Below are 12,645 nucleotides of genomic sequence, written 5' to 3'. Positions count from 1 at the left end.
GTCATCGTCGAGCCTGGAGGTAGATCTATGGCGCCACGAGCGAACTGGAAGGGATTCCTGAAAATTGCGGAGGTTGCTTGTCCGGTTGCGCTCTACACGGCCACATCGGCTTCCGATCGCATGGTATTTCACACGCTCAACCGTGCAACCGGCCATCGCGTCCATCGTGTCTTCATCGATGGCGAGACTGGCAAGACCGTGCCTCGGGAAGAGCAGGTCAAAGGCTATGAGACAACACCAGGGGACTATGTCGTACTGGAGCCGGAGGAAGTCGCATCCGCCGTGCCGGAAAGCGACAAGACTCTGGCCGTCGACGCCTTCGTGCCATGCAGGGAGATCGACGATGTCTATTTCGACAACCCCTATTATCTCGCGCCAGCCAATGGGGAGGCCGAGGAAGTCTATGCGGTGATCCGCGATGGCATGAGCGCCGGCGAGGTCGCGGCGCTGGCCCGAACCGTACTGTTCCGGCGGGTCCGGACGGTGCTGATCCGGGCGCATGGGCCGGGGCTGATCGCGACCACACTCAATTTCGACTATGAGGTGCGCCCGGCCGAGGAGGTCTTCGATGACGTGCCGGACCTCACCATCGAAGGCGAGATGCTGGATCTGGCCAAGCACATCATCCAAACCAAGTCCGGCGCATTCGATCCATCGCAATTCGAGGATCGCTATGAACAGGCCCTCGCCGATCTGGTCAAGGCCAAGATCGCAGGAAAGCCGGTTCCGGTCCGCAAGGAGTCTGCCCGCGAAAAGGTGGTTGATCTGATGGCGGTCTTGCGCGAAAGCGCGGGAGTGACTGGCATCAAACCGGCGCGGCGATCCTCGGCGCCCCCCAAGGCCACTCGCAAGACGACCACGCGCAAGACGACTGCGCATAAGACTCGGCGCAAGGCGGGCTGAGATGAGCGCGCTCGAACCCTATCACCACAAACGCGATTTCAAGGTGACTCCCGAACCCAAGGGACGAGCCGGTCGCAGGCGTGGCAACAGCTTCGTGATCCAGAAGCACGACGCCAGGCGGCTGCATTATGATTTCCGGCTCGAGATGGACGGCGTGCTCAAAAGCTGGGCGGTAACCAAGGGACCCAGCCTGGTCCCCGGCGAAAAGCGCCTTGCCGTGCATGTCGAGGACCATCCGCTCGACTATGGAGATTTCGAGGGAACCATCCCCAAGGGGGAGTATGGCGGCGGCACCGTGGTCCTGTGGGATCGGGGCACTTGGCAGTCGATCGGGGATGCGCATCGGGGCTATGACAAGGGGCATCTGGAATTCGAGCTGAAGGGCGAAAAGCTTGCCGGCCGCTGGCATCTGATCCGGATGCGCGGCAAACCACGCGAAAAGCGCGAGAACTGGCTACTGATCAAGGCAGAGGACGAGGCCGCTCGTCCACCGGACGCCCCCGACATTCTGGAGGAACGGCCGGAATCGGTGAAGACGGGCCGCGATGTCGCCGAGATTGCGGGCGAAGAACCGGGCTGGTCATCCAAGACGGGCAGGATTGCTCCCAAGGCCAGGCGAACCCGGCAACCAGCAGGTCGACACAAGCCCGGCACCGTCTCCGATCCGGCCTCGATCAAGGGGACAAAGAGGACGCCGATGCCGGATTTTGTCGAGCCGACGCTCGCGACGCTCGTTGCCAAGGCGCCGACCGGTCCCGATTGGATCCACGAGATCAAATTCGATGGCTATCGCCTGCAGGCGCGCATCGAGGCAGGGCGGGTCAAGCTCCTGACCCGCAGCGGTCTCGATTGGACCGGAAAGTTCGGCAAGCAGGTGCCGGCAGCATTGCAGGCCCTGCCGATAGGCTCGGCGCTGCTCGATGGCGAGTTGGTGGTCGAGGCCGGCACAGGAGCCTCTGATTTTTCCTCTCTGCAGGCCGATCTGAGCGAGGGTCGCTCCGACCGCTTCGTCTATTATGGCTTCGATCTCATCCATCTTGACGGCTATGACCTCCGGGCCTTGCCGCTCGTCCGGCGCAAGACGCTTTTGCAGGAACTGCTCGCCGATGCCGGGGCGGAGATCCGCTTTTCCGATCACTTCGAGGCGAGCGGCGCCATGGTCCTGCGTCACGCCTGCCGGCTGAGCCTCGAAGGCATCGTCTCCAAGCTTCGCACAGCCCCCTACCAATCCGGGCGCGGCAGGAGCTGGGTCAAGTCCAAATGCTCGGCGCGCCAGGAGTTCGTGGTCGCCGGCTATGTGCCATCGACGACATCCCGAAAGGCGATCGGATCGCTCGTCCTCGGCGTCTATGAAGACGGGGGCCTGGAGCCGGTCGGCCGGGTCGGCACCGGATTCACCCGTTCGGTCGCCGAAGCTCTGTTCGGGCGCCTGGAGGGCATGCGCGTCAAGCAGAACCCGTTTGCCCGCCCGCTCACCGCCGAGGAAGGGCGGCAGGTGCGTTTCACGCGCCCGGACTTGGTGGCCGAGGTGGAATTCCGGGCCTGGACGGCCGATCGTCATCTGCGCCATGCTGCCTTTCGCGGTCTCCGCGAGGACAAGCCGGCAAAAGAGGTCGTCAGGGAGACCAGGAAAAAGGCAGGAACCATGGCTGCAGCACCGCGCCGAACCGTTAAGCTCACCCATCCCGACCGGCTCTATTGGCCGCAGGAAGGCGTGACGAAGGAAGGGCTTGCCGATTACTATACCGAGGTCTGGCGCGCCATGGCCCCCTTCGTCGTCGGGCGGCCTTTGGCCCTGCTGCGTTGTCCCGATGGCATCGAGGGACCTCGCTTCTTCCAAAAGCACGCCTGGAAGGGCGTGAACGAGCACATTCTTCAGGTGAGCGACCCCAAGGACCGGGATGGCGAGCCGCTGATCGCGATCGAGGACCTCGACGGCCTGATCGGCCTGGTCCAGGCTGCCGTCCTGGAGATCCACCCGTGGGGATCGACGCTCGCCGATTGGGAGCGGCCCGATATGATCACCATGGATCTCGATCCCGGTGACGATGTCGCGTGGGGCGAGGTCATCGCAGCCGCCGAACAGGTGAAGGAGCGGCTGGAACAGGCCGGGTTAACTGCTTTCGTGAAGACGTCGGGTGGCAAGGGGCTGCATGTAGTCGCTCCCTTGAAGCCGAAAGCCAACTGGCCGAAGGTCAAGGCCTTCACCAAGGCCATGGCCGATGCCATGGCCGCCGACAGTCCGGATCGCTTCGTCTCAACCATCGCCAAGGTAAAACGCCATGGCAAGATCCTGATCGATTATCTGCGCAATCAGCGCGGCTCAACGGCGGTTGCGCCCTATTCGACGCGAGCACGGCCGGGTGCCGCCGTTTCCATGCCGCTCGCCTGGGAGGAACTGGCGCCCGCGATCGGGCCGGCCTATTTCACCCTGACGAACACGCCGACGCGGCTATCGGCCCTTGCCGCCGATCCCTGGGCGCATTTCCGCGAGGCGGCCGTGCCCCTCGAAGCCCGGACGGTGCGCAAAACAGCTTGAGAGAGGGCGGTACGGAGATCAGCGTCGTGCCTCGCGCGCCAGGCTCCGGCGCAGGGCATCCATGATGCTGACCACCTTGCCGGGCACTTCGGTCTTGGGCTGGGCCGCGGACCGACGCCGCCCTTTCTTCTTGGTGGCAATAATTTCGAGAAGACGCTCCTGCACGGGATCGCGGACCATCTCCGGGCTCCAGGATTTCGTGCGCCCATCGATCAATTTTTGCATGAGCTGCAGCGCGGCCTGATCGGGACTGATATTGCCGAGCTTGTCGAAATAGGTGCCGGGGTCACGGACCTCGTCGCCGAAACGCAGGGTCCACACGACGATGCCCTTGCCGCGGGGCTCCAGCATTACCGCACGCTCCCGCCGATACATCACCAGGCGGGCAATGCCGACCATATGCGTCGTCGCCATGGCGTCCCGGATGACCGCGAAAGCTTCCTCCCCGACAGGATCGTCCGGCGTCAGATAATGCGGCTTGTCGAGCCAGATCCATTCAATGTTCTCCTGCGGCGCGAAGAGTTCGATGTCGATGGTACGGGTGCTCTCCAGAGCGACGGCCTCGATCTCGTCTTCCTCGAGCATGACATAGTCATCCTCGCCGCACTGATAGCCCTTGACCTCGTCGTCCTCCTCGACGTGCTTGCCGGTGACCGCATCGACATATTGACTGACGATACGATTGCCGGTCGCGCGGTTGAGCGTATGGAACCGGACTTTCTCGCTCTCCGACGTCGCCGGCGTCAGCGCCACCGGGCAGGTGACCAGCGAGAGTTTGAGGTAGCCTTTCCAGAACGGGCGAGAAACCATGGGGCTTTCTCCTGAGGCAAGGCACGTTCATGTCTGAACGCCGGGAGGCTCTTTCTATGTCTCCCGCACGAAGATATCGGCGTTTGTCGTCACCGCGTGGGGCCAAGGGCGCTCGGTGATGCGGGCGTCCGGATCGAGCTGACCATCGGAGATGACATGCCAGACCGTGTTGAGGCGGTCGCCGCGCGACAATCCGCTATAGGAACAAAGCAAATCTCCGCCAGCGGTCGAGGCCGTGAAGGCAAAACTGATGCAATGTCCGAGATGAAGGCCCGAGACGGCGATCTCCGTGCCGTAGAAGCCGCTTTCGAGGAGCGCCGTCTTGAAAGTGCCGGTGATCCTGCCTTCCGCATCATCGGTAATGGTAAGGATCGATCCGTATTGGTTCTTCCATCTGCCTACCCAGCTCATTCCAGTCCTCCCTATCGGCTCTCCCGCCCTTGTCGGCGCGGTCGCGCCGGGCGAATGAGACGATGTGCGCCGACGGGACGGCGTGCTCTCGGCATGTCCGCGAGGGACCATTCCTCAAGAAGAACAAGCTTCGGCGCGGATTGTTTCATGCCGCCGACCGGAGCTGTGGCCAATCTCGATGGCCTGAGCGACGCCAAGGCTTGCCAATCACCGTGGTGTGACGGGTAGCGACAAACCCAACCAGCCTCGTCCCTCGGGATGCCTCGAGGAACTCCATAGCCGCTGGGCAGTTAGATTCCCGATTACACGAGAGGGAACGGCCATGATGGATATCCGCGAAAATATGGAAGTCGTTGACGCCAATGATCAACATGTCGGCATTGTAGAAAGCGTGGAAGGCTCCTCGATCAAGTTGAGCAGCGAGGATATCCTGGATCCCCGGGAGCCTTTCATCGACATATCCCAGGTGTCCGCGGTCGAGGGGAACAAGGTGAGGTTGCGGCAGAAGGTATCGGCCGTTGCGACGCGAGCTTTCCTGTCTTCCGAGGAATAGGCAGCCGCGCTTGCCAGAGCGACGGTTGCCTCATGCAGCAACGGGTATTTCCCGAGCCAGTTAATGCGCGGGCGCGTAGGTCACGATTTCGCTCGCCGCATTTTCGACCGCTGGCTTGGAATAGAGCAGGGGCACATATTGTCCATCGGCCCAGAGCGGCGCGAGATCGCGATAATGGGGGCTGAAGGGATTTCCCGATTGTCCGGGCGTGTTGATGACGCGGCTGGCATCCCAATTGCCGACATCCAGCACCATGCGGAAGGAAGCGCCAGAGGTCAGGCGAAAGTCCGAGCTGCGATAGCTCGTGGCATGGGGCACGTTGCTGGCACCTCCAAGCTCGAGCGGGCCCACACGCATCTGCGCCTGGGTCGAGGGGTCGGCAAGCGACGTGAGCGCGTGATCGAATTGGGCATGGTGCAGCCGGCCCCAGCGCCATTGGCCGGCATCCTCGCCGAGAAGCTTGGAAACCTCCGCGACCGCCGCGCCGATGCTCTGCAGCAGCAGCTTGTCGCGTGCCGCGGCCGGATCGGTGCCGAGCGAGGCGTCCGGTTTCTCCAGAAGCTCGAACATCGCGCCGACGCTCGGCTTGGGAATGAGGGAGCGAGCCGCCTCCGGCACGGTGGCGTTCACCAGCGCCGGACCGATATGCTTGCTGATCCACACCTCGAACAGGGCGGCGGCCGCGCTGTCGCGGTCATCGCGCGCATTCCAACCACGCAAGAGCTGCAGCCCCTTGCCTATCTGGGGATCATCGGATTGCAGCGGCTTGAGGAGCACGATCAGCCGGCGGCCAAGCATGGTGGTGTCGTCGTTCTGCAAGTCCATTGCGTCGGCGAGGCTAAATTTCTTCTTGTCCTGCAGTACCTCGACGATGCGGTCCCAGCGGGCGGGATTGGCCCAGGAATCGAAGCCGATGCGGCGCTGCGCGACCGGATAGTCGGGCGGCAGGTTCATCTGGTTGGCGGTGGCGAAATAGCCGGTCTTCGGATTGAAGACGCTCGGCAATTCATCCAGGCGCAAAAAGCCCTGCCATTCATAGCGCCCATCGCCCGGCACCGGCAGCAGACCGTCATAGCTGAGGCGGCGCGGCGCCATCCCACCCGGCTGCCAGCCGATATTGCCCTTGGTATCGGCATAGATCTGGTTTTCCGAGGGCGCGCCCCAGCGCTTCATCGCAGCCTGGAATTCAGGCCAGGTCTTCGCCGTCATGTAGTCGGACGAGCCGAAATAGGCCGAGGTTCCCGGCTCGAACCAGACGGAGCGAATGGTAAAAGCCAGATTGCGCTTGGCATCGGTGGCAAGAACCGGCCCGTGCCGGGTGAAGCGCATCTCGATCTCTTGTGGCTCGGCGCCCTTGACCTCGACCTTTTCGCGCACGATCCGGATCGGCTCCCAGTCCGTCCCGAACTTGACCTGATCGGGATTGCTCGGATTGCGTGCCTCGACATAGAGATCTTCCTGATCCATGCCGAAGATCGTCAGGCCGAAAGCGATGCGGCCATTATGGCCGATCGAAATGCCGGGCAGCGCCGGTTCGCCGGCACCGATCACATTCATGCCCGGCGCGACGAGGTGAACGATATAGCGCAGGGACGGCACGCTATGGTCGCGATGCGGATCATTGGCCAGGATCGGGCGCCTGGTTGCCGTGCGCTTGCCGGAGACGACCCAATTGTTGGAGCCGATCGTCTCGACCTTGGTCTGTGCCTGCGCAAGGAGGGCATCGGGATCATAGGCCTGCGCCGCCTTCTTGCCCGCCCCGAACTTCACCGGATCGGTCGCAAGCGTGTAGTCCTTGAGCGCATCCCGTGGAATTGAACAGGGATCGAGGCCATCGGGAAGCTTCGTCGTCCAGGCGGGTTCGAATTGAGCCTGGAGCCTGTCGGCCTGGAGCCCGGCAGCGCAGGTAATTTGTGCGCGCTGCACTTCGAGCTCGACATTGCGCGTCAGACCGTGACTGCGGATGCGCACGATATCGTCCGCATTCCACAGATCGGGACGCGAGCCGGCGATCTTGAACTCCTCGGGTAGCGGCTGCGCACCCTCCCGCGTTTCCTGGACATAGGCGTTGACACCGGCAACGAAGGCGTCCGCGTAGTCTTTCGCATGCGGCCCGTAGGACTGCCATTCCTTGCCCATGTCGCCGCGATAGAGGAACAGGCGTGCCGCACGGTCCCGCTCGACATAGCTCGGACCGAAATCCCTGGCCAGAAGACCAAGGCCGCGCTTGCGCCACAGATCAATCTGCCACAGGCGGTCGCGCGCGGCATTGTAGCCTTGCATGAAGAACGCGTCGCGCCGGTTGGCGGTATAGAGATGCGCGATACCCCAGTGATCGAGGATCATTGTGGCAGGATGCTGCAAACCGCGGATATTGTGGGTCTGTTGCCGTACACCCGATGAGATTTCCGCAAGAGCAGGTGGAACCCAAGCGACCAACGCGACGGAGCTTAGAAAGATGGTCAGGCTACGAAGCATATCAATGACCTTATTTTTCTATGCGGTACACTTTTGAAAATTATGATTATTTTGAACAGGACGCGGATAGTGGCGTCATTTCTATCGTCAGACAAGATGCTTATCTTCGTCTCTTCCGGAATGTCCGTTCGCCAGAGCCTCATGTCTTGCTTGAATTGGACGCCGCGAGGCCGAGCCTCGCCATCGCAGGCGGATAGCATGCATGGGCCGAGGCAGGCCTGGGGTCGCTGTGTCAAAATAGGTTGAATTTACTGGAAAAAATATTGCAATAACAATATATTATTGCATATTTTTCAATTCATGAATGAGGTCTTGTGCCGTATAGGCGAAAGGGCTCAAGGCACCATTTGCGGCGCCCTAGCGGCCGTGAAGATCGCCGTTCTTGACGGTGTTGCTCTCTTTGGAGGTGTCCGCGAGCACGAGAAAGCGCGCCGATAAAGGCAGGCTGGCGCCGCCGAGCGCGCGGGCATGAATGCCCACCGTTCCCTCGCGCACATGGGGCGTTCTCAGTCCCTCAACGTCGATCCTGCCGAATGCCTCGCGCACGGCGTCGACCAGGCGCGCCCTGACATCGGACGGCATCCAGCCATCGATGACGGCCGCCTCGAAATCGATCACGGCACAGGACGAGACGATGGCGTAAGCCAGGGCGTCGGCCGCCTTGCGGATCCAGAGCTCGACTTCCTCACCCAGATCGCCCCATACCTCGGGCGATGTCCATAGATGCGCGGCTTCGATGCCGCGTTCCTTCAACGCCTTTTCCAGCATGGCGATGGAGGCGACGTCGATGAGCTGGGTCGGCTTGCCGTTGGGGCCGGGGACAGGCATGGAGCCGAGCGCGCCGGCATTGCCGGTCCGGCCGCCGAACAGGCGGCCGTTCAACACGATACCCCCTCCGGCAAAGGCGCCGATATAGAAATAGACGAAGTCACGCACGCCTGCGAACTGGCCGAAGACGAGTTCGGCCCCACAGGCTGCGGTGGCGTCATTCTCCAGATAGACCGGAAAATCGCAATTCGACTGGAGGTCGGCCTGGATGCTGCGATCGCGCCATTCGTCCATCACGGCGGGCGGGGCACCGGCCGCATCGGCCCAGTTCCACAGCTCGAACGGCATGGCGATGCCGAGCCCCGCGATGCGTTTGTTCGCGGCAGGACTGAGCGTTGCCCTGATGGACGCGATGCCGTCGAGCGCAAAGCCAATCGTCTCGCCCGGGGCAGGGTAGCGGTAGGACTTGTGCAGCATCGCGCGCACATTGCCCAGGAAATCGATCAGCACCAGATCGGCGCTGCGCCGGCCGATCTTCAGGCCGAGGAAATAGGCGCCTTCCGGATTGAGCGCCATGGGGATCGAGGGCTGGCCGATGCGTCCGCGCACCGGCTCCTGGCGCGTCAACAAGCCTGCTTCTTCCAGTTCCCGCATGATCACCGAAACGGTCTGCAGTGACAGGCTGGTCATGCGGGCGATGTCGGATTTGGCCAGGGCGCCGTGCTCGCGAACGAGCGAGAGCACGATACGCTCGTTGTGGTCGCGCATACCACTCTGGTTGGTGCCGCGATGAAAGCGGTTCTCGGCCAGTTCGGGCGAACCGGCCTTCTGGGTGCCAGCCTCCATCCCATTTCCTCCCCGTAAGCAGAGTTTCTTAATATTGCCCGTTCGCGGACAATATTAAGAAACTCTGCAAGTGTCTGAAATCTTGCAGCTTCCTCTCGTTCGAATCCGTGGCTCGAACGAGAGGAAGCTGCATTGGGCGACATCGCTCCTTTCACCAAGAATGGGCGCTTCGTGCAAGGGCGTCAATAAATAACTAAATAAGACTTATTTATTTATTGACAAGGCAGGCAGGGATGATGTTTTTTATGTCCAGGCGCCAACGCGGCAATGAAGGCGCCCCGAAAGCAAGGTCCGGGCAGCCGGCCAAGCGATCCAAAATGGGAGGAATATGATGAAAAAACGTGTCCTGAAGTCGGCGCTGTTGTGCGCCAGCGTCCTGTCTCTCGGTGTCTTTGCGACCCCAGGCTTTGCAGCCGATGTCGGTGCCTGCCTGATCACCAAGACCGACACCAATCCCTTCTTCGTGAAGATGAAGGAGGGCGCGACCGCCAAGGCCAAGGAGCTTGGCGTCAACCTCAAGGCCTATGCGGGCAAGATCGACGGTGACAATGAGAGCCAGGTCTCGGCCATCGAATCCTGCATCGCCGACGGGGCAAAGGGCATTTTGCTGGTGCCTTCGGACTCCAAGGCCATCATCGACTCCGTCAAGAAGGCCCGCGCCGCCGGCATCCTCGTTATCGCGCTGGACACGCCGCTGGAGCCGATCGACGCCGCCGACGCCACCTTCGCCACCGACAATTTCAAGGCGGGCGAACTGATCGGCCAATGGGCCCGGGCAACGCTCGGCGACAAGGCCAAGGAAGCCAAGATCGCCTATCTCGATCTCAATCCGAGCCAGCCGACCGTCGATGTCCTGCGCGACCAGGGCTTCATGAGTGGGTTCGGCATTTCCAAGATCGCCAATCCGACCAAGATCCAGGATTGGGGCGATGCCCGCAACGTCTGCCACGACGTGACCAACGGTAATGAAGAGGGTGGCCGGTCCGCCATGGAGAATTGTCTCCAGAAGGACCCGATGATCAACGTCGTCTACACCATCAACGAACCGGCCGCCGCGGGCGCCTATGAGGCGCTGAAGTCCGTCGGCCGCGAGAAGGACGTGCTGCTCGTCTCGGTCGACGGTGGCTGCCCGGGCGTGAAGAACGTCGCTGAGGGCGTCATCGGCGCCACGTCGCAGCAATATCCGCTCAAGATGGCGGCCATGGGCATCGAAGCCATCAAGAAGTTCGCCGATAGCGGCGAGAAGCCCAAGCCCACCGAAGGCAAGGCGTTCTTCGACACCGGCGCCACCCTCGTCACCGACAAGCCGGCTTCCGGCGTCGAATCCATCGACACCAAGAAAGGTAAGGACCTGTGCTGGGGCTGATCTGAGCTCAGCCCGGCCAACGTTCAATCTTGTTCTTACGGAGGAGCGGCCCCCGCGCCGCTCCTTTTGCGAGGGGCCCCGCCCCGCGGGAGGAGACCAAAGATATGACCGATCCTTCGGCAAATGTCGGACGTCCACAGGACTTCGAAAAAGTCCTCTCGGGCAGCGACACCAGCGTAGCCAGTTTCGACGTTCACAAGAAATCACTCCTGGAAAAGGCACAGCACTTCCTGCACGGAAATCCGGCGATGGTGCCGTTGATCGTGCTCGTACTGTCCACCGCCATCTTCGGCATCATCCTGGGCAGTAAGTTCTTTTCGGCCTTTTCATTGACGCTGATCCTGCAGCAGGTGGCCATCACCGGCATCGTCGGCGCAGCGCAGACTCTGGTCATCCTGACGGCCGGCATCGACCTCTCAGTCGGCGCGATCATGGTGCTGTCCTCCGTTGTGATGGGGCAGTTCACCTTCCGGTACGGCCTGCCGGTTCCCCTATCGATCCTGTGCGGCTTCGCCTGCGGTGCCCTCTGCGGCTATATCAACGGGTTGCTCGTCTCCCGCATGAAGCTGCCGCCCTTCATCGTCACGCTGGGCAGCTGGCAGATCATCCTGGCAGCCAATTTCCTCTACTCGGCCAATGAGACGATCCGCAGCCAGGACATCGCGGCCCAGGCCCCGCTGCTGCAACTCTTCGGTGCGAGCTTCCGCTTCGGAGGCGCGGTCTTGACGGCCGGCGTGGTCGCCATGGTGCTGTTGGTCGCGGTCCTGTGGTACGTGCTCAACCACACTGCCTGGGGCCGGCATGTCTATGCCGTGGGCGATGATCCCGACGCGGCCGAACTTTCCGGCGTCGGCACCAACAAGATGCTGCTCCAGGTCTATACGCTGTCCGGCCTCATCTGCGCCCTGGCGGGCTGGGTCCTGATCGGCCGCCTCGGCTCGGTTTCACCGACCTCCGGCCAGTTCGCCAATATCGAGTCGATCACCGCGGTGGTCATCGGCGGCATCTCCCTGTTCGGAGGCCGCGGCTCGATCCTGGGCATGATCTTCGGCGCCCTGATCGTCGGCGTGTTCCAGCTCGGCCTCAGGCTGGTCGGCACCGACCCGCAATGGACCTACCTGCTCATCGGCGTTCTCATCATCGGCGCCGTGACCGTCGACCAGTGGATCAGAAAGGTTGCAGGCTAATGGCACAGGAACCCATTCTCAGCGCACGCGGCCTGATCAAGCGCTATGGCCGGGTCACCGCTCTCAACAATTGCGAGTTCGACCTTTATCCCGGCGAGATCCTCGCCGTGATCGGCGACAACGGGGCTGGCAAATCGTCCCTGATCAAGGCCTTGTCGGGCGCCATCACGCCCGACGAGGGGGAAATCAGGCTCGACGGCAAGGTCGTCAACTTCAAGTCGCCCATCGATGCCCGCGAAGCGGGGATCGAGTGCGTGTACCAGAACCTGGCTCTGTCGCCGGCCCTGTCCATCGCCGACAACATGTTCCTGGGGCGGGAGATCCGCAAGCCCGGCATCCTCGGCCAATGGTTCAAGATGCTCGACAGGCCCGCCATGGAAAAGCGGGCCCGCGAGAAGCTGACCGAACTCGGCCTGATGACCATCCAGAACATCGGCCAGGCGGTCGAGACCCTGTCGGGTGGCCAGCGCCAGGGCGTCGCGGTGGCGCGTGCGGCCGCCTTCGGATCGAAGGTGGTTTTCATGGACGAGCCGACTGCCGCTCTCGGCGTCAAGGAAAGCCGCCGTGTCCTGGAACTCATCCTCGACGTGAAGCGGCGGGGGCTGCCGATCGTGCTGATCTCGCACAACATGCCGCATGTCTTCGAGGTGGCCGATCGCATCCACATCCACCGGCTCGGCCGGCGGCTCTGCGTTATCAATCCGCGCGACTACACGATGTCCGACGCGGTCGCCTTCATGACGGGTGCCAAGAGCCCGCCGGAGGAACTGGTCGCAGCCTGACA

At 62.3% G+C, this 12,645-nt stretch carries 10 protein-coding genes; 6 read left to right on the top strand and 4 right to left on the bottom strand.

Going from position 1 to position 12,645, the window contains the following annotated elements; translation table 11 throughout:
• The first annotated feature begins 27 nt into the window (after positions 1-27).
• The gene (gene ku / locus ACR9ZN_RS03865; RefSeq protein ID WP_454817716.1) at positions 28-903 is read left to right on the top strand and encodes a non-homologous end joining protein Ku; all 876 of its coding nucleotides are present in this window, start codon (positions 28-30) and stop codon (positions 901-903) included.
• A 1-nt stretch (position 904) separates the two neighbouring features.
• Positions 905-3,442 (top strand): DNA ligase D, encoded by a 2,538-nt coding sequence (gene ligD, locus ACR9ZN_RS03860; protein ID WP_481271416.1) that lies wholly within the window; start codon positions 905-907, stop codon positions 3,440-3,442.
• Positions 3,443-3,460: 18 nt separating this feature from the next.
• Here the strand turns inward: ligD and ku (ACR9ZN_RS03855) are convergent, their stop codons facing one another.
• Together ku (ACR9ZN_RS03855) and ACR9ZN_RS03850 are read right to left on the bottom strand one after the other, a co-directional pair.
• On the bottom strand, positions 3,461-4,252 hold the full coding sequence (ku, locus tag ACR9ZN_RS03855; RefSeq protein WP_481271415.1) for a non-homologous end joining protein Ku: 792 nt from the start codon (positions 4,250-4,252) through the stop codon (positions 3,461-3,463).
• A gap of 54 nt (positions 4,253-4,306) precedes the next feature.
• A complete protein-coding gene (locus ACR9ZN_RS03850) occupies positions 4,307-4,663 on the bottom strand; it encodes an avidin/streptavidin family protein (protein WP_434960631.1) in 357 nt (118 codons plus the stop codon).
• Between the two features lie 322 nt (positions 4,664-4,985).
• Here ACR9ZN_RS03850 and ACR9ZN_RS03845 point away from each other — a divergent pair, with 322 nt between their 5' ends.
• On the top strand, positions 4,986-5,216 hold the full coding sequence (locus tag ACR9ZN_RS03845) for a DUF2171 domain-containing protein (protein ID WP_434960632.1): 231 nt from the start codon (positions 4,986-4,988) through the stop codon (positions 5,214-5,216).
• 60 nt (positions 5,217-5,276) lie between these two features.
• Here the strand turns inward: ACR9ZN_RS03845 and ACR9ZN_RS03840 are convergent, their stop codons facing one another.
• Complete coding sequence (locus tag ACR9ZN_RS03840; protein ID WP_481271414.1) at positions 5,277-7,562, bottom strand: penicillin acylase family protein; 2,286 nt, start codon at positions 7,560-7,562, stop codon at positions 5,277-5,279.
• 489 nt (positions 7,563-8,051) lie between these two features.
• On the bottom strand, positions 8,052-9,308 hold the full coding sequence (locus ACR9ZN_RS03835; protein ID WP_481271413.1) for an ROK family transcriptional regulator: 1,257 nt from the start codon (positions 9,306-9,308) through the stop codon (positions 8,052-8,054).
• Between the two features lie 331 nt (positions 9,309-9,639).
• Between ACR9ZN_RS03835 and ACR9ZN_RS03830 the strand changes: the two genes are divergently transcribed.
• The 3 genes from ACR9ZN_RS03830 (at position 9,640) to ACR9ZN_RS03820 (ending at position 12,643) form a co-directional block, all read left to right on the top strand.
• Complete coding sequence (locus tag ACR9ZN_RS03830; protein ID WP_481271412.1) at positions 9,640-10,674, top strand: substrate-binding domain-containing protein; 1,035 nt, start codon at positions 9,640-9,642, stop codon at positions 10,672-10,674.
• Positions 10,675-10,778: 104 nt separating this feature from the next.
• Positions 10,779-11,861 carry an ABC transporter permease gene (locus ACR9ZN_RS03825; RefSeq protein ID WP_434960635.1) on the top strand — a complete coding sequence of 361 codons (1,083 nt, stop codon included), beginning with the start codon at positions 10,779-10,781 and terminating at the stop codon, positions 11,859-11,861.
• On the top strand, positions 11,861-12,643 hold the full coding sequence (locus ACR9ZN_RS03820) for an ATP-binding cassette domain-containing protein (RefSeq protein WP_434960636.1): 783 nt from the start codon (positions 11,861-11,863) through the stop codon (positions 12,641-12,643). The genes ACR9ZN_RS03825 and ACR9ZN_RS03820 overlap by 1 nt, the downstream gene beginning before the upstream one ends.
• Positions 12,644-12,645: the final 2 nt, after the last annotated feature.

The sequence above is a fragment of the Labrys sp. HAY1-8F genome, assembly GCF_056754975.1.
This window is presented reverse-complemented; position numbering and strand designations above follow the sequence as displayed.